This window comes from Marinobacter maroccanus (genome assembly GCF_002933275.1).
Taxonomy (GTDB): Bacteria; Pseudomonadota; Gammaproteobacteria; order Pseudomonadales; family Oleiphilaceae; genus Marinobacter; species Marinobacter maroccanus.
Window position 1 is genome coordinate 42,283 of the sequence record NZ_PSSX01000015.1, and the last position, 23,058, is coordinate 65,340.

The following is a 23,058-nucleotide window of genomic DNA, read 5'->3' on the forward strand; positions in this document are numbered from 1 at the left end:
AACGGAATGTATCCTGCAAATACCGCCAACCCGTCCCCATAACCTGGCCTACGATTGACTGAAATGACGGAACTGTGACGGGGATCGCACCGATCGTGGCTAGCAGGTAGGCATGGTCTGCAGGGCCAGCTTGCGGCGAATGTAGCGGCCAAGAATGTCGACGCCAATGTTCAGCAGTGCCGTGATCAAGATCAGCACCATCGCTCGATCAAAACGGATGTTCTGGATTGCGCTGTCGACGTAAAAGCCCAGCGTGTAAATTCCGAGAATGCCGAGAATCGCGGTCTCCCGCATGATGATTTCCCAGCGGTAAAAAAGGAACGCCAGGAACGAGCGGTATACCCGGGGCACCAGTTCCCAGCTGTAACGGTTGAAGCCGGTTGGTGCGTCTGGCCGCAGACGAATGCCATTGGTCTGGCGGCCAATCAGGTGGCCGATGATTCCGCCATTGTGGAGCGCAAGCGCCACCACCGCAGGTAGCATCGACGGGCCCCAGAGCTGAAGCAGAATGTAGGCGAGGATGTATTCCGGCGTGGACCGTGCAATCACCAGAAATACATGGCCAGAAGTACGCCGAACCGGGCCGCCAAAGTGGTTGGAGATCAGGGGGAAGGCGAGCGAGGTGAGTATGCCCGTGGCTACAAGCGCAATCTGGGTGAGTATCACGGTGTTCCAGATACCGGGCATCGCCTCGTTGATCATCAGATCGTTGAGCCAGGGGATCAGCCCGGCAAGACCCTCGCCGTTGCGCAGTGGGCTCGGGACAATGTCTTCCGTGAAGAAACGCTCTACGTTACCCCAGACAATCGGCAAACCCTCACCAAGAAAGAAGGGCGCTCCCAGAATATACACGGGCAGTAGTTTCGGCTTCACCCACAACGGCATGGTAGCGATCAGCACGTAAAACAGAATGAGCATGGCGCCCGCGTCGGAATAGAGACCCTGTGAAAACGAGGATTCAAGGTAGAACCCCAGGGTCGGCAGCCCTACGAACCCGAGAATGGCGCTTGAACGGAGGCCGCATTCAAGGCGATAGGCCGTGTAGGTACGAAGCTGCACCCAGCAGTCGGGAATTCGGGTATAGAGAAACGCTGCAATGGTACCGGTGCCCGGAGGCAATAATCGCCCCGGTTCCGGGTCAGTCTCATCCAGGATTTCGGAATACACCTTGGCAAAAATCCCGGAATAGGGGATGGCGATTGCCAGTACGCCGGTCAACGGGTGAAAACCGAAAAACTGTAGAAAGATCAGGGCCCAGAAAAGCTCGTGAATGGCCCGTATGACGGCACAGAAAACTCGCACCGGCAGAAAACGGTAAACCAGCGACAACAGGAAGCCACACACACTTCCCAGTGCCACCCCAACAAACGCAAAGGCAACCGTTCTCAGCAGGGCGGTCATCAGCCCCTCGCTGCTGAAGAAATTTGGTGTTACGACTCCAAGAAAGAAATTCCCGAGGTCTCTCCAGGGATTGGAAGCGGTTATGGCAATGTCTGCAAACAGCAAGCCGATCAGGGCGACGGCAACAAAGATGAGACTGGTACGGACCGTTGGGGAAGAGAGCATGGAGAGGCCGTTTCCCTAATACAGCGACGTAATGTCGCTAGCGGTGAGGCGTTTACTGGATTCATCCAGAGCCACCTGGCCATCCTGAATGCCGACAATACGGCTGCAATACTTCAGCGCCATTTCAACATCGTGCAGCGCAATGATACTGGTCTGGAACCGTTCCTTTAACAGTGCCATCACCAGATGCGCCATGGGGCCATCCAGGGCGGAGATGGGCTCATCCGCCAGAAGCACTGGCGCGTTACGATACAAGGCACGGGCAATGGCCACGCGCTGGCGCTGGCCGCCCGAGAGCGAGGCCGTCGGTAACCAAAACTTTTCGGCCATGCCCAACGCCTTGAGCAACTCACGAACCTCGTCACGGTTTCTTGAGAACGGACGGATCAGGGTGAGGGTGTTGTACCAGGTGGCATGTTTATCCAGTTGGCCCATGAACACGTTATGGAACACCGGCAGAGCGTTCACCAACCCCAGATCCTGGGGCACCAGGGACGACTCCCGGTTTACCCGCTCGTGGATCAGTCGGATCAGTGTGGATTTACCCGCTCCGCTCTTGCCAACCAGGGCGACCTGTTCGCCCTCTCTAACCGTCAGCGAGAGCGGGCCGATAACCCGCTCGCCGCCAAAGGAGGCCGTCAGGCCTGAAAGATCAAACCCTGACATCAGTCCAGGATTCCAATCTCTTCCGCTGTTTTGCGAATGGGCTCGTAATCGTCGTTGGATGCGGGAATGAAACCGGAGCGTGGGAAGCTTTCCAGCAACGCCTGGTCGTCCAGGTTCAACAGAGCTTCTGTTACACGATCTTTGAAACCATCACCGAAACGTTCGTTGACGTCACCGCGGATGGTCCACTGATAGTCCGGGTAGGGCGGGGTTTCCCAGATTACCTGAACCGCATCGGTGTCAATGTTGCCGTCGGCCAGTTCTTTCTGCCAGACCTGGAAGTTAAGGGCGCCAACCTGGTAGGTGCCGGCTTCAACGAGGCGCAGAGTACGTGTGTGGTTGCCACTGAACCCAACACGGGAGAAGAAGTCCTCTGGCTGGGCGCCAAACACGTCGCGGATGTAGAACTCGGGCATCAGGCGTCCTGAAGTGGAACCTTTCGATCCAAAGGTGAAGGTTTTACCTTTCAGATCTTCTTCAAGAGCGGAGAGCTCTTCGGCGCTTTCGATTCCGGTGCTGGTGTTTGCAATAAAGTAAGTCTGGAACGCTTCGTCTTCCACGCCCTGGGCAATGGCCTCGGAACCAGGCACCAGGCGACGTGCCTGAACGCCGGACAGTCCGCCAAACCAGGCCAGTTGAACCTGGTTGTTACGGAACGCGGAGACCGCTGCGGCATAGGATTTAACCGGGATGTAGCGGACATCTACGTCCAGTTCCTTGGAGAGATAATCTGCCACACCTTTGAATCGCTCGACCAGCTTGGTTTCGTCTTCATCGGGGATGGCGGTAAACACGAAGGTCTCAGCCGATGCCGATGCCGCGGTGAAACAAAAAAGGCTGGAAACCATCAATTTCCGTATAAGATTAAGGGCCATTGCAGTTCCTTACTTTGCCAGACTGTGTGGGTTGTAATACTTGGGAAGTCAACGCTTCTCGGTGCCTTGCAGGATACCTTGATTTACGTTAACTCTGAACAGCTATACGGTTTGCGGGTTTAATTGGCTCAGGACCGAAGGCTTCATTTTTCAGTAACCTGGGTCTGACCAGAGACTATGCAACTTAAAATGATCACGCCGGCACCGCCCGGTTCGAAAGCAGGAAACCGGGCAACGGCAGAGCGCTGGAAAACCTTGCTGGAAAACGCAGGCCATCGGGTGGAGGTTGTTACGCAATACCACGGTGAACCCTGTGATGCCCTCGTAGCCCTGCACGCCTGGCGCAGTGTGGATGCCATCCGTCGGTTCCGTGAAGCCTGGCCTGAAAAACCGCTGATCGTGGCGCTGACCGGCACGGATATCTACCATCACCAGCACACATTCCCGGAAGACACTCTGTATTCCATGGACGTGGCGGATGCACTTATCGGTCTGCACGATCTCGTGGCCAAGGACATACCCGCCAGGTTCGCCAGCAAACTCGTTACGCTATACCAGTCGGCGGATGGTCCGGAGTCCTTTCCTGTAGCACGCGCGGAAGAGAAGAACGGCACGTTCGGCGCATGTGTGATCGGCCATCTGCGGGACGAAAAGGATTCGCTCCGGGCGGCCTATGCTGCGCGATTGCTGCCGGAAGATTCGCAGATCCAGGTTTGCTGTGCCGGCAAGGCTCACAACGAAGAGTGGCAAAGCAAAGCGGACGCTGAAATGGTGGAGAACCCCCGCTTCCACTGGCTCGGGGAGTTGGATAAAGCCCACACCCGGCAGTTGATGGCGAACAGCCAGGTGATGGTGATCAGCTCGGTAATGGAGGGGGGCGCAAACGTGGTATCCGAGGCCTGCCGGGCTGGCTTGCCGGTACTGGCATCCGACATTCCCGGAAATGCCGGTTTGTTGGGACGGGACTATGCCGGATATTTCCCCGCAGGAGATGAACAGGCGCTGGCCGATCTGCTGTACCGTGTAGAGACCGATCACGGGTTTCTCGATACCCTCAAAAAGCAGGTTGGCGGACTGGCCGAGCGGTTTCTGCCAGAAAAAGAACAGGCATCCCTGGAACAGGCGCTACAGCTTGCGATGCAGCGCTGCTCACAGAGAAATTAATCCCGGAGTGAAATGGGCTCGATGGGCCCGGAATCATCCTGGGCAGTAATGCGCCCGATGATGGCTGTATGCGGATAACCCAGAGCCTTTAGCTCCCGAACACATTCCTCGGCCTTGTCTGCCGAAACGCTGGCGAGCAGCCCTCCTGCCGTTTGCGGGTCGAAGATCAGTGGGTACCGGGCATGGTTAACCCATTTTTCCTGATCCCTGATACCCCGGCGCAAACGGATATTTGCCGGTTGCAGAGAACTTAGGATGCCCGCTGCGGCTGTCTCCTCGGCGCCCGGAAGGATGGGGATCGCAGAGAGGTCCAGCTCGGCATCAACACCCGAGGGTTTGGTCATTTCAACCAGGTGCCCGAGCAGGCCGAACCCGGTAACGTCGGTACAGGCTTTGGAACCGAATTTCCTGAGACAGTCCGCCGCCGCCTTGTTGGACTGAACCATGGAGGCCAGCGCAGAATCGATCCAGCGGCCCTTGGCAGCCAGTTTTGCGTGGGCGGCGAAGAGGGTGCCGGTACCTATCGGCTTGGTAAGGATCAGAGCGTCCCCGGCCTTAAGCCCGCCCTTGCTCATGACTTCTTCCGGGTCAATCAGGCCGTTCACCGCAAAGCCCAGAGCCAGCTCCTTACCCTCACCGGTGTGCCCACCAACCAGTGCGCACCCGGCTTCGTTGAGAACTTCCACAGCACCGGACATCATCTGATAGACCACGTCCTCAACCTTGGATTCAATGCCGTAGGGCACAGTGGCAACGGCCGTGGCACTCTGCGCCTCGGCACCCATGGCAAACACATCACCCAGACTGTGATTGGCCGCCACTTTGCCGAAGATATAAGGGTCGTCAATGAAAGCACGGAAGAAATCTACTGTGTGAACCACGGCCTTGCCCGGTGGCACCGTCAAAACGGCGGCATCGTCCGGGGCGTGAAGGCCGATCAGGATATCGTCCCGCTCAATGGGCTTGAGCTCTCCCAGGGCCCGCGAGAGCACCGTGCTGCCCACCTTGGCGCCACAACCGCCGCAACGCATGGCAACGGCCGAGATCGCCTGTGAAGCTTCCTCGGCATTCTGGGCCGCGGCGGTATCCGGCAGTTTGGATTCTTCCTCCATGGGAGGCAGATCATTGAATTTCTTCATGAACCGGCGATCAATCCAGTCCTTCCAGCGCCAGACCATGGCGCCATCAAACTGCATGTCGCCCCGGGAGGCGACTGCGTATTTATCGCCAGTGCTGATCAGCGCCAGCCATTTTTTCTGGGGGGTGAAGTCTTTTGGATCCTTGCCGGTCGCCAGACGCTTGAGGTTGTCGGCCAGTGGGGGACCCTGCCTTACAGCGAACACGCCCGCTTTTTCACGGGGGTGGTTAAGCACATTGGCGATGTCGCCGGCAGCAAAAATGCTGTCGTCGTTCTCCACCTGCAAGGTATCGCGTACCCGCAGGAACAGCCCGTCATCCAGCGCGAGGCCTGTGTCTTTCAACCATTCCGGACCACCGGCCCGGGTCACCCAAAGCACTTCGTCAGTTTGCAGGGTTTCACCGGATTCGGTGACCAGTAACCCTTCCTGAACCTTGCTCACCGGAGATCCCAGGTGGACCTTCACACCGCGTTCCGACAATGTCCTGCGAAAAACCTCGCGAACCTTCGGGTTATGGGTGGGAAGGATTTCATCTGCGGCGTCAAAGAGGTGGAAGTGAAGCTGCCCCGGATCTTTACCCCGCTGCTTCAGTTCGTTCTTCAGGCGGAATTGCATTGCCAGGGTGAGTTCCACACCACCAGCACCAGCCCCGACCACAGCAACCGTAAGAGGGCCGTCGTGGTTCTCAATACGCGAGAGCAGGGCAAGCCAGCGGTTATTGAAACCGGTAATAGGTTTTACCGGCACCGCATAGTCGGAGGCGCCTTCCACCTCATTAACCCGGGGTGACGAGCCAATGTTGATGGAAAGAATGTCGTAGGGAACGTCCGGACGGCCACGGCAGATAACCCGTTTCCGAACACGGTCGATACCCATGGCCTCGGCACGATAAAACCGGGCGCCTGCGTATTCGGCCAGGCGGCTCAGATCAATGTGAACATCGTCGTAGCTGTAATGGCCAGCCACGTAGCCGGGCAACATGCCGGAATAGGGGGTGTGGGTGTCGCGGCAGATGAGGGTCAGGCGCACGCCGGGGACCGGGTTCATGGCGAACCGTTTCAGTACCCCGACGTGGCTGTGCCCGCCGCCAATCAGGACAATGTCCCGTAATACAGGCTGGTCAGGCGTTCGCATCAGATGATTTTCTTGGCTTCAGCTGTGAATTCGCTGTATCCCTTGACGTTTGAGAAGGCCTTCAGCTTTTCCTGGTCTTCCGCAGACGGGTTGGCGATCTGGTCGATGGAGGTAATGCCCGCATCCTTCATCTTCTTGGCGGTGGCAGGGCCAATGCCTTTGACCAGTGTCAGGTCGCTCTTGTCCACCGGCTTGGCAGCTTTGGCAGCCGGTGCTTTCCGGGCCGCAGGCTTCTTCGCGGCTGGCTTTTTAGCAGCCGGCTTGCTGGCAGACGTTTTTGACTTGGAGGCCGTTTTAGCCGTTTTCTTCGGAGCCGACTTCTTGGCGGCTGTGGTGGCTTCCTTGCTCACTTCATCGGTGAGCTTCTTCACTTCCTGGCCCGCTTCCTTGGAAGCCACACCCAGTCGCTCCAGAATGCTGCTCTGCAGTTCATGGAATTCCTCAAGGCGCCGTTCAAACTCTTCGTGGAAACGCTTCATCTCGCGGTCGCGAAGCTCGTCAATTTCCTTGAGCAATTTGCGCACCGGCTCCTGAACCTGATTCTGCAGGCTGTCGAACTGCTTCAGCGCATCGTTCACCAGCCCCTCGATCTGGGAGGAAGTCTTTTCGAACTCCTTGTTAACCTTTTTGACGATTTTATCAACGTTCTGTTTGGCTTTCTTCGCCATGGAATGTCTCCTTACGGATAGGTTTCAACGAAAAATCAGGATCAGGCCATTTGCCGGAAACCGGAAATGGAGCCTGGGGAACGACGGGATTTGAGTGACTGCTTTTTGGATACCACTTCCCGGATTCTGCGGAGCTTTTCCGCCAATGATGAACTCCCATTTGAGTCGAGTTCCACAAAATCGATGGAGTAGAAGAAATTGCTGCAGTGTTTTCTGCGCTCGGTCACCAGGCCAGACAGGCCTTCTGCCCGGATCTCGTCAAACGGCATATCCATAACGAGGTCCAGCACCACCGTATCACCGGGGTTGAACACTTTGTCGGTTTTCATCACGCACCCATAGCCGTCCAGTTCGTAGAGGGCAGCCTCGACAAGCTCCTTTCGGAAAAGGCCCTGTCTGACTCGAAATCGGGCAACAAGATCCGGCAATGCTTCGTTCATGAATCAGGTTCTCTGGTGATTTCCGTATCCACAGCAACCTGTCTCATCGGGAGACAGGCTGGATATTGATTAAACAATAGACACTGAGTTTTGGTTTTGCAACGCCATCAGTGCCATACGTTCGACCGCTAAGGCAGTTTTTTAACAGTCTCACCTGGCCAACCAGGCCAGTTTACTTTGTTTTAAGCTCATACATATCAACGCGGCGATCTTTCAGGTTGGTGACAGACCCCTCGTTGCGAACCAGCTTCAGTTTCTCAAGGTCCATATCGGAGAACATGATCATCTCCGTGTTGGGCGTTGTTTCGGCCATCACCGCATCGTGAGGGAAGGCGAAATCCGACGGCGAGAATACGGACGACTGGGCGTACTGGACGTCCAGGTTCTCGACTTTCGGCAGGTTACCAACACTCCCGGTGATTACGACATAACATTCATTTTCGATTGCCCGGGCCTGAGCACACTGGCGAACCCGAAGGTAGCCGTTCTTGGTGTCTGTCCAGAAGGGCACCATGATGATATCGACTTCCTGGCTGGCAGCAATACGCCCCAGCTCGGGAAACTCAATGTCATAACAGATCATGATGGCAACCCGGCCGGCATCGGTGTCGAAGACCTCAAACTGGTTGCCGCCTTCAATAACCCAGTCCCGACGCTCGTGGGGCGTAATGTGAATCTTGCGCTGCTCATCCACGCGGCCATCCCGGTGGCAGAGGTAAGAGACGTTGTATACCCGGTCGTTCTCGATCAGCGGCATGGAACCGGTGATGATGTTGATGTTGTAGCTGACCGCCATTTCGGACATCTCTTCACGGAACTGCTGGGTGAACCCGGCCAGGAAGCGGATGGCCCGGGTCTGGTCCATCTGGTCGGTCAGGCCCATCAGTGGCGCGTTGAAAAATTCCGGGAAGATCGCAAAGTCGCTTTTGTAGTCAGATAGCGCATCCACGAAGTACTCCACCTGCTCGAGCACCTCTTCAACGGAGGTAAATTCACGCATCTGCCACTGCACAGCACCAAGCCGAACCTGGGTTTTCTTTACGCTCAGTACCGGGGAGGGAGGGGTGTAAAGGATATTCCTCCACTCCAGAAGCGTGGCGTAGCCCTGGGATTTCTCGTCTTCCGGCAGGTACTTGTGCATCAGGCGGGTGACCTGGAAATCGTTCGAGAGCTGGAAGCTCAGGATCGGATCGTAGATTTCCTTGCGATCGACGCGCTGAATGTACTCCTCTGGAGAATACTGCTCGGCGTATTTGAAGTAGCTCGGGATACGCCCGCCCGCGAGAATGGCACGCAGGTTCATGGAGCGACAGAGTTCTTTCCGCGCCTCGTACAGTCGACGCCCCAGTCGATAGCCCCGGTAGTCGGGGTGGATGAAGACATCCAGTCCGTAGAGGGAGTCGCCATTGGCGTTGTGCCAGATCTTCTCGTTCCGGAGGATGAGATCGTCGTAGGTGTGCGGGTTACTGAAGCGCTCGTATTTCACACAGACCGTCAGTGCAACCGCAATAAGCTGGCCGCTTTCCTCAATACAGATCTGGCCGTCAGGGAACTGCTCCACCAATGCTTTGATGGTTTCCTTGGGCCAGGCGCCTCCGATGTCGTCGTAAACGCGATCCATGAGCTTCTGAAGCTGTTCGTAGTCTTCAAGCTTCAGGTTCCGGAGGTTGAGGTGCAGTTCTTCATGGGCCATTCAGTTCGGCTCCCGTTCGTTTATGAAGTGAGGACAAGCTCAGCATTTGCATCAATACTGTAAAAGTTTAACAGAAGCCGCTAAAGACTTCGCATCGCAGGCCGAAAGACAAGTTAACGAATATCAATTTTTATTGCTGAGGATTCGACTGTGCAGCTGACATTCGGGCAAAAGCTCCTGATTGCTTTCGGTATTCTGTTGCTGTTGGTAATGGGGGCTTTCACGCTCTCCGGCGATTTGCGTCTGCAGAACACCACGGAAACCTACGTAGACGCTCTGATCGACGATACGGTGCAGCAAAGCACCTCAAGCATTGCCGAGTGGCTCAACACCCGGCTGGTGATGACCGAAGCAACTGCCAAAGCCCTGGAAAGTGCCAACAATGATGAGGAAGCCAGGGTAGTGCTGCAAGCCATAACCACTGGCGGCGGGTTCCGGGATGTTTATGTCGGTCGCACCGATGGCTACATGCTCATGAAGTCGCAGGAAGCCAATGCAACGCTGCCGTCCGATTACGATCCCCGGGAACGTCCCTGGTACAAGAAGGCCATGAGTCTTGGCAGCGCATCATTTACCGAGCCGTACCAGGACGCCAGCACCAACGATATGATCATCTCCACGCTCGCGCCTGTGAAACGCGGCGAATACGAAGGCGTTGCCGGCGCTGATATCGGCCTGGGTGCCATCGCGAAAACCCTGTCTACCGTGACCCTCGCGGACACCGGTTATGCAGCCCTGATCAATGAGCGCGGTACCGTGTTGTTCCATCCGAGGCAGGCTCTCGTCGGCAAAAACATCAGTGAACTGATTGGAGGCAAGCCAGACTTCGGCGGGGCTGCCAGTGAATACAGCAATGAGGAGGGGAACTGGGAGGCCAGTTTTCACCCGATCAGTGAGGCTCGGGGTGTGAAATGGTACCTGGGCACGTTTGTGAATGCCGACAAGATCAACGCCCCGGTTCAAAATGCCCGGATGACCGGGCTGATCATGGCGGTCATCGGCCTGATTGTCTCACTGGTGATTCTGCACCTGGGCATCAAGGTGCTGATGGCTCCCGTTCGCAGGCTGAATAGGGCCATGGCCGACATCGGTAGCGGCGATGCAGATCTGACTCAGCGCCTGGACGACAGTGCAAAGGATGAATTTGGCGAGTTGGCGAGAAGCTTTAACCGGTTTGTTGAGAACATCCATAACGTGGTTCGGGATGTTCAGCAGGGTAGCGCCGAGCTGGGCCAGAATGTCAGCTCCCTGAGAGACACAGCCAGTACCAGTCGCTCAAGCGTAGAGAGCCAGCAGGCGGAGATCGACATGGTGGCCACTGCCATTAACGAGATGTCTGCCGCCGCAGGCGAGATCGCCCAGAACGCACAACAAACCGCCGATGCCGCCAATACTGCCGACAGCGACAGCCGGGCGTCACTGGAGACCGTTGCTGCCTCTCGGGATGCGGTCCAGAAGCTTTCGAAGGAGATTAATGCGGCAGCGGAAGTCATCGATACACTCGGCCAGGATGTTGCCTCGATTACCACGGTGCTTGAAGTTATTCAGGGCATTGCCGAGCAAACCAATCTGCTTGCGCTGAATGCCGCCATTGAAGCTGCTCGGGCCGGTGAGGCGGGACGGGGTTTTGCGGTTGTGGCTGATGAGGTGCGCAACCTTGCTCAGCGCACTCAATCCAGCACGGAGGAAATCAACAACATGATCGAACGACTGCAGAAAGGCGCCAATGATGCGGTCGATGTGATGAAAGCCTCAACAGCGGTTTCCAATGTCAGTATGGAGAAAGCCCAGGACGCCATGGAAGCCCTCAATCGTATTGCGGAAGCCATTACCTCCATCAGCCAGATGACGTCGCAGATTGCGACAGCCTCTGAAGAACAGACGTCTGTAACTGAAGAGTTGAACTCGTCAATTACCCGAATTGCGGATCAGGGCCAGGAGGCGGCCGCCGCCGCGACGGAAAATGACGTCTACAGTGGCCAGATTGAAAGCATCGGCAACGCGCTGAACCAGAACGTGGCTCGTTTCCGGGTGTAGCGGGCCAGCCTAACGACTGAGCAGATCGAGGCGCCGACGCAGGTTTTCCAGTGTACTGCGCCCGACGTACCGCGATTCCTCGCTAAGAAACGGATTTTCCAGAGCGATCACCGTGCGGGTGTCGAGGTTGAGATCCCTGACGGCTCGGGCGTAATAGGCCCTCAGGAAGTCGCTGAAACTTCCGTCATATATGGCGCGTTCAATGCCCAGTTGCAGACGATGGGCAGTCTCCTGATCGTGGGGGCCGACGAAAAGATAGGAAGGCATGGGGTAAGCAATCAACAGATTGGGTTCGATCACCAGGTTCGGATCCTGCTCCATTTCCAGGTCGTAAAGTACCTCACTCACGCCCCGGGCAAAACAATCAAAGCGTTTATTCCGCAGCATCCCGAAAAGTATCTCGTATCGGGAGTGGGTAACCACCGGAATGCCATTAGCTTCCAGTACCGGGGTGTCCGGCCAGTGCGAACCCTGACCGATCCAGATCTGACTGGCCCGGAGATCGTCCAGATTCTTGATGCCTTCAAACTTCGGCAAGGACTCCGGGAGAACCACGCAGACCCGAAAACCCAGAAGCCCGCCATCAACCGGGAAAGGAATTGCGGTCAGGAACTCCTCCCGCTCGGCCGAGGTGGCTACATTGGCTATATCAACCAGGCGGGATTGGCCATCTGTCAATTCGCGAAGCACCCGTCCCTGACTCAACTCTTCGCTTCGAATAATCCTGAAATCGCCATACTCCGGAGTCTTCTTCAATGCCAGTTCAACGAGTGCGCGAATGGCCGGGCTGTCATAATTCCGGTACCAGAGGACATAATCGCGACTGGTAGCTTGAGGTGTTGTGGCGGCTGACTTTGCAGCGGACAAGGGTGCCGCACCAAAGCAGAGGCTCACAACCGAGAGGCAAAGTACCAGTGCCCGAAGGCGGAGACTGGATATGAAAGCGGGCAGAGAACATTCCAAATCAGAGATCCTTTCTTAATACTGGAAACGCTGGCCTGTTTGGCAATCGTGATTCATATGGGCACCTCTCACTCTAGAACAAAAACTCAAAAATAAATCGGACTATCTCCAAAAAAATTGTAAAAGATTCTTGCGGCTGCCGGAGACCATTGTAATCATCGGCTTCGACCAAAAAATGGAGCAGGATAATGGCAATTATCGACAACCTCATCGGTGCCACCGGCCAATGGGTGGCCAGCGCCGATCCGAAGGCTACCTTGACCAGCCCGCTGGCCTGGCTGAAGAAAACCGGCGGTTATGCGGCGGTGAACAAGATCATTGGCTTGTCCATCCCTTTTGCGCCGAGGAATAACTTCAGTGTTGAAGAGGTCAGGCCGGGCTATGTGCGGGCGAAAATCCGGCTGAAAGGCAACAAGAACCACTTCGGCAGCCTGTATGCCGGTGCCTATTTCCTGGTGGCCGAAATCCCCGGTGGTGTGCTGACGCTGTTTGATCTGGGCCCTGCCTACACGCCAATCCTCAAGGAAATGACTCTGCAGTTCCTGCAACCGGCCAACAGCGATGTCACCGTAGAGTTCACGCTGCCGCCGGAAATCGTGGCAGGCATTCTTGCAGACGCCGACGAAACCGGCCGGGCCAAGTTCACCCTGGAAGGGAAGCTGATGGATGAGGAGGGCAACCATGTGGCTACCTCCATCGCTCATTACCGGGTACGGAAAAAGGGCTTTAAAGCGGAGGCCTGAGGATCAGGCCTGATCAAGCCGGGCAATAGTCTCGAGGAAAATCTCGCCGTATTTCTCGAGCTTGGCAGCACCTACGCCGCTGACTTCTGCCAACTCCTCCAGCGTGCGGGGCTTGCGTTCAAGCATTCCAAACAGGGTTGTGTCATGGAAAATGACGTAAGGCGGCACGCCCTGTTTGTCGGCCAATTCCTTGCGACAGGCCCTCAGGGCTTCCCAGCCTGCCTGGTCGGTAATCTGGTCTTTCACCGGACTGTTGGCCCGGCCACCGGAGGACCGGCCAGCTGTTTTCTTGACCACCGGATCCTTACGCAGCTCGATGGCCTGCCGACCTTTTAACAGGGGGCGGCATTGCTCTGTTAACTGGAGTGCCCCGTAACCCTCCGGGTCTGCCCGGAGGTAGCCGTTGGCCACCAGTTGGCGGAAGACAGATTTCCATTCGTTGGCGCTGAGTTCTGTGCCAATGCCGTAGGTGGAAACCTGATGATGGCCGGATTGCAGAATCCGTTCGTTTTCCGAGCCCCTGAGCACATCAATCAGGTAGGTAACGCCAAAGCGCTGGCCCGTACGGAAAACACAGGACAGCGCTTTCTGCACGGCCACGGTTCCATCCCAGGTTTCCGGAGGGTTCAGACAGGTATCGCAGTTGCCGCAGGGTTGCTCAAGCTCGTCCCCGAAATAACGCAGCAACACCTGACGACGGCAACTGGTGACCTCGCAAAGGCCCAGCATGGCGTCGAGCTTCTGGCGTTCCACCCGTTTGAAGTGGTCGTTGCCCTGGGAGCTCTCCAGCATTTGCCGCAGTTTGATCACATCCTGCAGGCCATAGACCATCCAGGCCGTCGAGGGCTTGCCATCCCGTCCGGCCCGGCCGGTTTCCTGGTAGTAGGCTTCAAGGCTTTTCGGCAGATCCAGATGAGCCACAAAGCGCACGTCGGGTTTATCGATACCCATGCCGAAGGCGATGGTGGCGACAATAATGACCCCGTCTTCACGCAGGAAGCGCTCCTGGTGATGGGCGCGTTGCTCCGAGGACAGGCCCGCGTGGTAGGGCAGAGCGGTATAGCCTTTCTGGGCGAGGGTTTTCGCGGTAGCGTCCACCTTGTTGCGGGAAAGGCAATAGACAATGCCGCAATCGCCTTCATGTTCAGCTTTAATAAAATCGAGTAACTGTTTGTTCGCGTTTATTTTTGGCGCGATTCGATATTGAATGTTCGGGCGATCAAAACCACTGACAAAGTGTCTTGCCTCGGTCAGTGACAGCCTTTCCGCAATCTCCTTTCGGGTGCGCTCGTCGGCCGTTGCCGTCAGTGCAATGCGCGGAATGCCGGGAAATTGCTCGGCCAGCATGCTGAGCTGAAGATAATCGGATCGGAAGTCGTGGCCCCACTGGGACACACAATGGGCCTCGTCGATGGCGAACAACGAGATGGAAGCGTCATGGAGCAGTTCGATGGTGCGTGGCTGTATCAGCCTTTCCGGCGCGCAGTACAGCAGGTCCAGCTCACCGGTCATCAGTGCATACTCGGTGGCCCGGGCCTGCTCGAAATCCATGGTGGAGTTGAGGAAGGCAGCCCGCACACCGAGCTCTTTCAGTGCCGCAACCTGATCCTGCATCAGGGCGATCAGAGGCGAAATCACAATCGCCGTGCCTGAGCGCACCAGTGCCGGCACCTGATAACAGAGGGATTTACCCCCGCCCGTAGGCATCAGCACCAGGGCGTCGCGCCCTTCCGATACTTCCCGGATGATGTCACCCTGCAGCGGCCGGAACGATTCGTATCCGAAGACTTCGTGCAGCACCTGTTCCGGATCCCGTCCCGAGGTGGTGGGGCGCTCGGTGGAAAGCTGTTCGAAGTCCTGATCAAGATACATAGAGTAACCGGTTCATCGGCCTGGAGCCGCTGTATTGAGACGGGTGAAATGCCGGGTTCGGCGCGGTGGCCAATGATACCAGATTAACCCTGAGGATTGGCCAGCAAACCCATGTGCCGGATGGAGGCAAAGTAGTGGAAGAAACGCTACAATACCGCGTTTTTGAACCACCGATTCACGCCATACTGTGACAGACACTGATAATAACAGGGCTTCCATGCAGGAATTTGATGCCATCCGTCCATACTCGGACGAAGAAACCGGCGCTGCTATTCACCGCCTGGTCAATGATCAGGAATTTCTGGATATGGTTGGTCGCTTCAAGTCTCCGACCCTGGCACGCTGGGCGCCGGCCATGTTGCGTGTGTTTACCCGCCGCTGGCTCAGCAGCCATTTTGGCCACTACACCCGTGTTGATGATCTGCAGGCCGGGCTTTCCGGCTACGTGGGTGAACTGGTTGATAGCACCACCACAAGAGTGACGTCCAGCGGGCTTGAAAACCTCGACAAGCACGGCGCTTACCTGTTCATCTCAAATCATCGGGACATCGTTTTTGATCCCATGGTGGTGAACTACCTGCTGTTCCAGAACGGTTTTCATACCACCCGAATTGCCATAGGCGACAATCTGCTGGCGAACCGGGTGTTTGCCGAAATGATGCGGCTTAACAAGAGCTTTGTGGTGCGCCGGAGCATGACCAGCCCGCGGGAAATGCGCGATGCCTACATCACGCTTTCCGGCTTCATCAACCACAGCATTGATACCAATCACAGCATCTGGATTGCCCAACGGGAAGGCCGGGCGAAGGACGGTCTTGATTTCACCGATCCGGCCATCATCAAGATGTTTTACATGAGCCGCAAAAAGAGCGGGCTCAGTTTCGCAGAAGCCATGAACCGGCTTCACGTTGTGCCGGTTTCAATAGCTTATGAATACGATCCCTGTGATGCCGACAAGGCCCAGGAACTGGAAACCCGGGCCAGAACCGGCCAATACATCAAGCGTGAGGGCGAAGACACCGAGCAGATCATGAAGGGATTGACCGGCTTTAAAGGTCACGTACATGTGCATTTTGGTGCCCCTATTCATGACTCACCGGATAACCCGAAAGATCTGGCAGGCCGTATCGACCGGGAGATGCATGCGAACTATCACCTGCATGCGTCAAACCTGGTGGCTTACCAGCAACGAGGCCTTCATCCCCAGTCTCACGACACACCGGATACCGTCAGCGATTCGGTGGTCACTGCCGAAACCTGGTCACCGGCGGAGATGGAGGCTGCCGAGGCTGAGATGGAGAGGCGCCTGGAAGCCTGCGATCCGGCCATCCGGCCTTATCTGCTGGACATGTATGCCAATCCGGTAGTCACCGCGCTTGAGGCCAATGCCGAGAAATCCGGCAACTCCGAATAAGCCGGCACACAATTTTCAGACGAGAGGTAAACCGTGCAGGATCTTCAGTACATTGAAATTGAAACCGGAGACAACCCGACCGCAGCCGTCATCTGGCTCCATGGCCTTGGTGCCAGTGGCCACGACTTCGAGCCGGTGGTGCCGGAACTGGGCCTGCCGGAAGACGCTGCGGTGCGGTTCATCTTTCCCCATGCGCCCAACCTGCCAGTCACCATCAATGGTGGGATGTCCATGCCAGCCTGGTACGACATCAAGGCCATGGACATTGACCGGGTGGTGGATACCGAACAGTTGCGGGCATCCGCCGATGCCGTAGCAAAGCTCGTAGAGCGTGAAAAAGAGAAGGGCGTTCCGGCAGACCGGATCATCATTGCCGGTTTTTCCCAGGGCGGGGCAGTTGCCTACGAATTGGGGCTCAGCTATCCGGAACGGTTTGGCGGCATTCTTGCACTTTCAACCTACTTCGCCACCGCCGACACGGTTCAGCGTTCGGAAGCCAACGCCGATGTGCCAATCAGTGTCTATCACGGAACGTTCGATCCGATGGTGCCGGAATCACTGGGTGTGCGCAGTGTCGAAACCCTGAAGGAAATGGGCTACGACCCCTCGTACCAGACCTTCCCCATGGAACACAGTGTGTGCCTTGAGGAAATACAGGACATTGGCCGGTTCATCCGCCGACACCTGCTTTGAAAAACCGCCATGCCCGGGCTCAAACCCAGAGCATGGCGCCCATTTCCAGCGGATGGGTCAGCGATTCATGGTACGGATACATCCGCAACCTGAGGGTCTGCAAGCCAGGATAGGGTGGCTGCACACGGGTGGCGAACACGGTTCGGCCCTCCGCTTCACTTTCCCTCTCCAGAAAGAAACTGTCAGGCCCGGGGCTGCCGTGGGTTCCGGTGCATTCAGGGCTGACCAGGCATTCCACGCGAACATCAGCCGCTGACAGGCCATTGAGCGCTGCCTCTACCCGAAGCTCCACGGCACCGTTGTGGGGACACGAGGACTTCACGCAGCCAACCACTCGCAACTCCACACCAGGCCAGGCCTGCCGAACCCTCGCTTTCCAGTCTGCCAGCGCGACAGCGACCTGGCCGCCCTCGGCCATCAGTAGCGCACCCTGTTGCGACGCCGGCTGGTAATAATTGTTCACGTAGTCCATCACCATGCGCTGGGCGTTGAACCGGGGCGTTATGGATTTCATGGAGGCCTTGGAGCGCTTCACCCAGCCCTTGGAAAACCCCTGGGACGCGCGATCGTAATACAGGGGCACAACTTCGAATTCGATCAGGTCGATCAGGTCCCGGGCTTCCTCTTCGTTCCGGAACTCTGGATCCAGCTCGGTATCCCTGGGCGGAATGCCCCAACCGTTCTTGCCGTTGTAGCCTTCTCCCCACCAGCCATCGAGTACGCTGAGATTAAGGGCTCCGTTCAGGGCGGCTTTTTCACCAGAGGTGCCGCTGGCTTCCTTCGGATATTCCGGCGTGTTCAGCCACACATCCACACCACTGAGCAGGCGCCGGGCCATGGCCTGGTCATAATCCTCCAGCAGAATCAGGTGTCCCATCAATGAGGGGTGCATCGACAGGTCATGGATAACCTTGATCAACTGCTGACCGGGCTTGTCTTTCGGGTGGGCCTTACCGGCGAAAACCAGCACTACCGGCCGGTCCTGATTGGTAAGAATCCGCTCCAACCGCTCCAGATCGGCAAAAATCAGGGTCGCGCGCTTGTACGTGGCGAACCGTCTGGCAAAACCGATGACCAGGGTGTCTTTTTCGGAGGAGATCAGCTGACGAGTCATCCGGTCTGTCACGGAGTGGCCGGTGCCATTGCGTTTATGCTGGCGTTTCAGGCGACGGACAATGTATTCGCCCATTTGCTGTTTTAGCGCCTTGTGTACGCTCCAGTAGTGATAGTCCGGAATCTGGTCGATAAATTCCCAGAAATCCGGATTTCTCAGCTCGCTCTTCCAGGTGGGCGCCTGTATATCAAACAGACTGGACCATTCCGGCGCAAGAAAGGTGGGCACGTGCACGCCATTGGTGATGTAGCCGATGGGGTTTTCTGCCGGCGGCACCTGGGGCCAGATATCGCCTTCCATCATCGAAGCGACGCCTCCATGAATACGGCTGACACCGTTATGGTACCGAGAGCCACGCAGCCCAAGGCTGGTCATGTTGAAGCTGTCGCCACCATCTTTTGCACCCAACGCGAACACCTTCTGGAAATCCAGCCCGGCTTCTTCCAGATATCTACCAAGAGCGTGATGAACCAGAGCTCTCGGGAAGATGTCGTGCCCGGCCGGTACCGGTGTATGGGTGGTAAACAGGGTAGCGCCGGCAACAGCTTCCAACGCTGATTCAAAGCCAAGCTCCGAGTTCATCATGGTATTTCGGCAGCGTTCGAGGATCTGGAACGCGGCATGGCCTTCGTTGATGTGCCAGACGGTCGGCTTCAGGCCCAATGCTTCCAGGACCCGCGTTCCGCCGATGCCAAGCAGCATTTCCTGGCCGATACGGGTTGATTCGTCGCCACCATACAGTTGGAGCGTAAGATCCTGATCCTCGGGGCCGTTTTCCTCGGTATTGCTATCCAGCAGATACAGACGGATATGACCAACCCGTGCCTCCCAGACCCGTGCCACCACGTCGCGGTCAGGGAAGGGAACGGAGACCTTTAGCACATTGCCGTCGATTTCCACCGGCGTGATGGGGAGTTCATCACTGGAATGGGACTGATAGCGCGCAATTTGTTGACCGTGGGCATCGATACTCTGGATAAAGTAGCCCTGCCGATACAGAAGCCCGACGGCCACAAAGGGCAGAGCTAGATCACTGGCGGCCTTGCAGTGATCCCCGGCCAGGATGCCGAGACCACCGGAATAGATTGGAAAACTCTCGTGGAAACCGAACTCGGCGCAGAAGTAGGCCACCAGGGCCTGCTCCGGGTCCAGCTTCTCCGTCACTTCAGGGCCGGGGCCGGCCTCAAGATAGGCATCGTAGCTGCTCAGCACCCGGCGATACTCGGCCAGGAACGCCCGGTCTTCGGAGGCTTCATTGAGCCGGTCCTGGGCAACCCGGCGCAGGAAAAGCTTGGGGTTGTGCTCCACCTTTTGCCAGAGCCGGAGATCGATCCGGGCGAAGAGGCTGCGCACGCCGTGGTCCCAGCTATAGAACAGGTCGTTGGCAAGCTCTTCCAGCCGTTCCAATGGTTCTGGAATCAGGGGATGGGCTTCAAGTCGGAATTCCGTTGCTTTATGCATGTTGGTTGCCTCCAGGCGGGCAAACGCTCGCACTAATCCAGCTGTTGTTGGTCACGTTCTTTGAGAATGCGCTGATACAGCTCGCCATAGGTGCGAGCCCGCTGTTTCCAGGAATAGTCGATTGCCATACCGTTTTCCTGCAACCGTCGCCACTGCTTGCGCTTTTCGAAAACCTCCAGCGCCCGGTTTACGGTAGCGATCAGTGAATCGGCGCTGGCGCCGGTAAAAATGAACCCGTTGGCCTTGTCGACTCCAACGTCCTGAGGGTCCTGAACTGTATCGGCCAGTCCGCCAACACCGTGCACCACCGGAATGGTGCCGTACCGGAGGCTGTACATCTGGTTGAGCCCGCAGGGTTCGAATCTCGAAGGCATCAGGAACAGGTCGCAGCCGGCCGTGATGCGATGGGACAGCCCCTCGTTATAGCCCAGGGTGAGGGACATCTGCCCCGGCCATTGTCGTGCCAGTTGTTTCAGGGGGTCCTCGTAACGGGCCTCTCCGGAACCGAGAATGACAAACTGGCAGCCCTGGTCGAGCAAAGCCGGCATCACGGACACCAGCCAGTCCACCCCTTTCTGTTCCACCAGTCGACCAATAAAACCCAGTAACGGGCCGCCGTTTACCTCCAGGCCAAGCTCTTGCTGGAGATTGGCCTGGCACTGGGCCTTGTTCTTGAGGTGATCCCGGCCGTAGTGAAAGGCCAGTTCCGGATCTTCCTCCGGGTTCCAGACCCGGGTATCGATGCCGTTGAGAATGCCGGTCAATGCGTGTTGCCTGTGCCGAAGCAGGCCATCAAGACCGTTGCCGAATTCCGGACTCTGTATCTCGCGAGCATAGGTAGGACTCACGGTGGTGATCCGGTCACTGAACACCAGTCCGCCTTTAATGAACGAAAGCTGGCCGTAGAATTCAAGCCGCTCAAGACTCCAGAGTGAGTCAGGCAGACCCAGGGCACGGAACGTCTCGTGGGAGAACAGCCCCTGATAGGCGAGGTTGTGAATGGTAAACACGGTGCCGGGCCGGTCCTGGTAGGCTTCGAGGAACACCGGTATAAGCCCCGTTTGCCAGTCATTGCAGTGCACCAGATCTGGCCTCCAGTTCAAACCCGCTTCGCCCATGGCAATCATGGCACCCACTTTGCCAAACAACTCAAACCGGTGAGCGTTGTCCCACCAGTCTTTCCCTTCCTCGTTTTTGTAGGGGTTGCCCGGACGATCAAACAGGGGTGGGCAATCCACCAGCCAGAGTGTAACGGCGGTGCCTGGAAGTCGGGTCTGCCAAAGACTCACGTTATATTGGCCAAGCTGGAATCGGGCCTTTCTGCGGGAACCGGCCTTTCTGGCAGCCTTAACAGCGTCCGGGTAACCGGGTAAGAGAATCTGAACATCGTATTCCAGGCGGCAGAGCGCTTCCGGCAAGCTGGCAGAGACGTCGGCAAGACCGCCAGTCTTCACCAGTGGATAGACCTCACTGGTGGCAAAAAGAACCCGGATCATAACGCTGGCCTCAGGATGATCGCTCCCAGGGGTGGCAGGGTAAGTTCCACTGACCAGTCCCGGTTCATCCAGGGCTGCTGATCCGCTGGCATGGGATAGGGGTTACCGAGGTTACTGCCACCGTAGTACTCGGAATCGGAATTGAATATTTCCCGCCAGTTGCCACCCTGGGGCAGCCCGATTCGGTAGTGGTGTCTGGGCATGGGGGTAAAATTCACCACAATCACAGAGGTTTCGCCTTTCGCCGTACGCTGGAAGCTGATCACAGACTGGGGTGAATCATGGCAATCGATCCAGTCGAACCCATCCGGGGTGAAGCAGGCACCGTGCAGCGAGACTTCCCGCCGGTAGATGCCGTTCAGGTCCTGAACCAGTTTTTTGATGCCCTGGTGCTCGGGATACGCCAACAGTGACCAGTCCAGCTCCCGGGATTCGCTCCATTCCCGGCGCTGACCGAATTCACCGCCCATAAACAGCAGTTTGGCGCCCGGATAGCTGAACATATAGGTAAATAGCACCCTTAATGTGGCTCGCTGCTGCCATTCGTCGCCGGTCATTTTGTTGATCAGGCTGCCTTTGCCATGAACTACCTCATCGTGAGACAGCGGCAGCAGAAAATTCTCAGAGAACGCATACAGCAGCCCGAAAGTCAGCTTGTCATGATGGTACTGGCGGTAAACCGGATCCTGCGCCAGATAATCCAGGGTGTCGTGCATCCACCCCATATTCCACTTCAGGTTGAACCCCAGGCCGCCAATTTCCGGCGGCCGAGTCACCCGTGGCCAGGATGTGGATTCTTCCGCACACACCAGCGTTCCGGGGAATCGACTCTGGCACACGCGGTTCAACTCTCGGAGAAACTCGATGGCTTCGAGGTTTTCATGGCCGCCATGTTCGTTGGGTAACCACTCGCCTTCCTTGCGCGAATAGTTGAGGTAAAGCATGGAGGCCACCGCATCCACGCGTAGACCGTCGATATGAAAGGCATCCAGCCAGAAGAGTGCACTGCCGATCAGGAAGTTCCGCACCTCATGCCGGCCATAATTGTAGATCAGGGTGCCCCAGTCCTGATGACGGCCCTTGCGAGGGTCTTCATGCTCATAGAGCGCGCTGCCATCAAATCGGGCGAGGGCGTGTTCATCGGTGGGGAAGTGGCCCGGAACCCAGTCAAGGATCACGCCGATGTTGTGTCGGTGGCACTGGTCTACCAGATAGCGAAGATCGTCCGGGCTTCCAAAACGACTGGTCGGCGCGTAGTAGCCAGTGGTCTGGTAACCCCAGGACTCGTCCAGCGGGTGTTCAGTTACCGGCAGAAGCTCAATGTGGGTAAAACCCAGCTCCAGTACATAGGGAATCAGCTGGTCCGCCAGCTCTCGATAGGTCAGCCACCGGCCGGACCCGTGATGGCGCCAGGAGGCTGCGTGAACCTCATAGATAGAGATGGGAGAATCCTGCCAGTTCCATCGTCCCCGACGGGCAATCCAGTCACCGTCACTCCAGCCAAAGTGGCCGCGTTCGGTCACCACTGCGGCGGTAGACGGCCTCAATTCGAAGGCCTGCCCGTAGGGATCGGTTTTCAGAAGCTGATGGCCTTTCTCCGTGGTAATAGCAAATTTGTAGAGGGCACCGGTGCCAATGCCGGGAATAAAGCAGGACCAGACACCGGTTCCATCGTGCAAAGCCAGTGGGTGGGAGCTGGAATTCCAATGGTTGAAATCCCCAGTAACGCTGACGGCCCTGGCGTGCGGTGCCCAAACCGCAAACCGGACTCCCTCAACGCCGCGGTTTTTGCAGACATGAGCCCCAAGCACATTGTAGATGTGCCAATGCCGGCCTTCGGCAAAGAGGTGGAGGTCGAATTCGCTGAGCGATGGGCTGTCCATAGACCGTGCTGTTCCTGACCAGGTGGAGCGCATTTGG

17 protein-coding genes are annotated in these 23,058 nt (G+C 57.0%); 5 read left to right on the forward strand and 12 right to left on the reverse strand.

The window, feature by feature from the left end; translation table 11 throughout:
- Nucleotides 1-99: 99 nt before the first annotated feature.
- Genes KEHDKFFH_RS15115 through KEHDKFFH_RS15125 form a run of 3 tightly spaced genes read right to left on the reverse strand, consistent with a single transcriptional unit; the run spans nucleotide 100 to nucleotide 3,107 of the window.
- Nucleotides 100-1,566, reverse strand: a complete 1,467-nt coding sequence (locus KEHDKFFH_RS15115) for a PhnE/PtxC family ABC transporter permease (protein ID WP_104322670.1) — start codon at nucleotides 1,564-1,566, stop codon at nucleotides 100-102.
- Nucleotides 1,567-1,581: 15 nt separating this feature from the next.
- Nucleotides 1,582-2,232, reverse strand: a complete 651-nt coding sequence (locus tag KEHDKFFH_RS15120) for an ATP-binding cassette domain-containing protein (RefSeq protein WP_104322671.1) — start codon at nucleotides 2,230-2,232, stop codon at nucleotides 1,582-1,584.
- Nucleotides 2,232-3,107: a putative selenate ABC transporter substrate-binding protein gene (locus KEHDKFFH_RS15125; RefSeq protein ID WP_192875795.1), complete on the reverse strand. Its 876-nt coding sequence runs from the start codon at nucleotides 3,105-3,107 to the stop codon at nucleotides 2,232-2,234. Before KEHDKFFH_RS15125 ends, KEHDKFFH_RS15120 begins: the two co-directional genes overlap by 1 nt.
- Nucleotides 3,108-3,284: 177 nt before the next feature.
- Between KEHDKFFH_RS15125 and senB the strand changes: the two genes are divergently transcribed.
- The gene (gene senB / locus KEHDKFFH_RS15130; RefSeq protein ID WP_104322672.1) at nucleotides 3,285-4,271 is read left to right on the forward strand and encodes a selenoneine biosynthesis selenosugar synthase SenB; all 987 of its coding nucleotides are present in this window, start codon (nucleotides 3,285-3,287) and stop codon (nucleotides 4,269-4,271) included.
- On the opposite strand, the gene selD is transcribed toward senB, so the two are convergent.
- The 4 genes from selD to KEHDKFFH_RS15150 form a co-directional block, all read right to left on the reverse strand.
- Nucleotides 4,268-6,544, reverse strand: coding sequence for a selenide, water dikinase SelD (gene selD / locus KEHDKFFH_RS15135; protein ID WP_104322673.1), 2,277 nt, complete (start codon nucleotides 6,542-6,544; stop codon nucleotides 4,268-4,270). The genes senB and selD overlap by 4 nt on opposite strands.
- Nucleotides 6,544-7,212, reverse strand: coding sequence for a helix-hairpin-helix domain-containing protein (locus tag KEHDKFFH_RS15140; protein ID WP_104322674.1), 669 nt, complete (start codon nucleotides 7,210-7,212; stop codon nucleotides 6,544-6,546). Before KEHDKFFH_RS15140 ends, selD begins: the two co-directional genes overlap by 1 nt.
- A gap of 41 nt (nucleotides 7,213-7,253) precedes the next feature.
- The gene (locus KEHDKFFH_RS15145; protein ID WP_104322675.1) at nucleotides 7,254-7,652 is read right to left on the reverse strand and encodes a hypothetical protein; all 399 of its coding nucleotides are present in this window, start codon (nucleotides 7,650-7,652) and stop codon (nucleotides 7,254-7,256) included.
- A 172-nt stretch (nucleotides 7,653-7,824) separates the two neighbouring features.
- On the reverse strand, nucleotides 7,825-9,345 hold the full coding sequence (locus KEHDKFFH_RS15150; RefSeq protein ID WP_104322676.1) for a bifunctional GNAT family N-acetyltransferase/carbon-nitrogen hydrolase family protein: 1,521 nt from the start codon (nucleotides 9,343-9,345) through the stop codon (nucleotides 7,825-7,827).
- Between the two features lie 150 nt (nucleotides 9,346-9,495).
- Here KEHDKFFH_RS15150 and KEHDKFFH_RS15155 point away from each other — a divergent pair, with 150 nt between their 5' ends.
- Nucleotides 9,496-11,382 carry a methyl-accepting chemotaxis protein gene (locus KEHDKFFH_RS15155; protein WP_104322677.1) on the forward strand — a complete coding sequence of 629 codons (1,887 nt, stop codon included), beginning with the start codon at nucleotides 9,496-9,498 and terminating at the stop codon, nucleotides 11,380-11,382.
- Between the two features lie 9 nt (nucleotides 11,383-11,391).
- Here KEHDKFFH_RS15155 and KEHDKFFH_RS15160 read toward each other — a convergent pair whose 3' ends face one another.
- Entirely contained in the window at nucleotides 11,392-12,249 is an 858-nt protein-coding gene (locus tag KEHDKFFH_RS15160; protein ID WP_338418385.1) for a hypothetical protein, read from the reverse strand.
- 284 nt (nucleotides 12,250-12,533) lie between these two features.
- Between KEHDKFFH_RS15160 and KEHDKFFH_RS15165 the strand changes: the two genes are divergently transcribed.
- Complete coding sequence (locus KEHDKFFH_RS15165; RefSeq protein WP_104322679.1) at nucleotides 12,534-13,088, forward strand: PaaI family thioesterase; 555 nt, start codon at nucleotides 12,534-12,536, stop codon at nucleotides 13,086-13,088.
- A gap of 3 nt (nucleotides 13,089-13,091) precedes the next feature.
- On the opposite strand, the gene recQ is transcribed toward KEHDKFFH_RS15165, so the two are convergent.
- Nucleotides 13,092-14,960, reverse strand: a complete 1,869-nt coding sequence (gene recQ / locus KEHDKFFH_RS15170) for a DNA helicase RecQ (protein ID WP_104322680.1) — start codon at nucleotides 14,958-14,960, stop codon at nucleotides 13,092-13,094.
- A 217-nt stretch (nucleotides 14,961-15,177) separates the two neighbouring features.
- On the opposite strand from recQ, the gene KEHDKFFH_RS15175 reads away from it, so the two are divergent.
- The gene (locus tag KEHDKFFH_RS15175; protein WP_104322681.1) at nucleotides 15,178-16,374 is read left to right on the forward strand and encodes a lysophospholipid acyltransferase family protein; all 1,197 of its coding nucleotides are present in this window, start codon (nucleotides 15,178-15,180) and stop codon (nucleotides 16,372-16,374) included.
- A gap of 33 nt (nucleotides 16,375-16,407) precedes the next feature.
- The gene (locus tag KEHDKFFH_RS15180; protein WP_104322682.1) at nucleotides 16,408-17,067 is read left to right on the forward strand and encodes an alpha/beta hydrolase; all 660 of its coding nucleotides are present in this window, start codon (nucleotides 16,408-16,410) and stop codon (nucleotides 17,065-17,067) included.
- Between the two features lie 19 nt (nucleotides 17,068-17,086).
- Here KEHDKFFH_RS15180 and glgP read toward each other — a convergent pair whose 3' ends face one another.
- Genes glgP through glgB form a run of 3 tightly spaced genes read right to left on the reverse strand, consistent with a single transcriptional unit; the run spans nucleotide 17,087 to nucleotide 23,021 of the window.
- The gene (glgP, locus tag KEHDKFFH_RS15185; protein ID WP_192875796.1) at nucleotides 17,087-19,642 is read right to left on the reverse strand and encodes an alpha-glucan family phosphorylase; all 2,556 of its coding nucleotides are present in this window, start codon (nucleotides 19,640-19,642) and stop codon (nucleotides 17,087-17,089) included.
- Between the two features lie 32 nt (nucleotides 19,643-19,674).
- On the reverse strand, nucleotides 19,675-21,138 hold the full coding sequence (glgA, locus tag KEHDKFFH_RS15190; RefSeq protein WP_104322684.1) for a glycogen synthase GlgA: 1,464 nt from the start codon (nucleotides 21,136-21,138) through the stop codon (nucleotides 19,675-19,677).
- Nucleotides 21,135-23,021, reverse strand: a complete 1,887-nt coding sequence (gene glgB, locus KEHDKFFH_RS15195) for a 1,4-alpha-glucan branching protein GlgB (protein WP_104322685.1) — start codon at nucleotides 23,019-23,021, stop codon at nucleotides 21,135-21,137. Before glgB ends, glgA begins: the two co-directional genes overlap by 4 nt.
- Nucleotides 23,022-23,058 lie beyond the last annotated feature (37 nt).

Excerpts from the sequence above, each read along its gene's own strand:
- KEHDKFFH_RS15115 (WP_104322670.1), bottom strand. The coding sequence starts at position 1,566 with ATGCTCTCTTCCCCAACGGTCCGTACCAGTCTCATCTTTGTTGCCGTC.
- KEHDKFFH_RS15120 (WP_104322671.1), bottom strand. The coding sequence starts at position 2,232 with ATGTCAGGGTTTGATCTTTCAGGCCTGACGGCCTCCTTTGGCGGCGAG.
- KEHDKFFH_RS15125 (WP_192875795.1), bottom strand. The coding sequence starts at position 3,107 with ATGGCCCTTAATCTTATACGGAAATTGATGGTTTCCAGCCTTTTTTGT.
- senB (WP_104322672.1), top strand. The coding sequence starts at position 3,285 with ATGCAACTTAAAATGATCACGCCGGCACCGCCCGGTTCGAAAGCAGGA.
- selD (WP_104322673.1), bottom strand. The coding sequence starts at position 6,544 with ATGCGAACGCCTGACCAGCCTGTATTACGGGACATTGTCCTGATTGGC.
- KEHDKFFH_RS15140 (WP_104322674.1), bottom strand. The coding sequence starts at position 7,212 with ATGGCGAAGAAAGCCAAACAGAACGTTGATAAAATCGTCAAAAAGGTT.
- KEHDKFFH_RS15145 (WP_104322675.1), bottom strand. The coding sequence starts at position 7,652 with ATGAACGAAGCATTGCCGGATCTTGTTGCCCGATTTCGAGTCAGACAG.
- KEHDKFFH_RS15150 (WP_104322676.1), bottom strand. The coding sequence starts at position 9,345 with ATGGCCCATGAAGAACTGCACCTCAACCTCCGGAACCTGAAGCTTGAA.
- KEHDKFFH_RS15165 (WP_104322679.1), top strand. The coding sequence starts at position 12,534 with ATGGCAATTATCGACAACCTCATCGGTGCCACCGGCCAATGGGTGGCC.
- recQ (WP_104322680.1), bottom strand. The coding sequence starts at position 14,960 with ATGTATCTTGATCAGGACTTCGAACAGCTTTCCACCGAGCGCCCCACC.
- KEHDKFFH_RS15175 (WP_104322681.1), top strand. The coding sequence starts at position 15,178 with ATGCAGGAATTTGATGCCATCCGTCCATACTCGGACGAAGAAACCGGC.
- glgP (WP_192875796.1), bottom strand. The coding sequence starts at position 19,642 with ATGCATAAAGCAACGGAATTCCGACTTGAAGCCCATCCCCTGATTCCA.
- glgA (WP_104322684.1), bottom strand. The coding sequence starts at position 21,138 with ATGATCCGGGTTCTTTTTGCCACCAGTGAGGTCTATCCACTGGTGAAG.
- glgB (WP_104322685.1), bottom strand. The coding sequence starts at position 23,021 with ATGGACAGCCCATCGCTCAGCGAATTCGACCTCCACCTCTTTGCCGAA.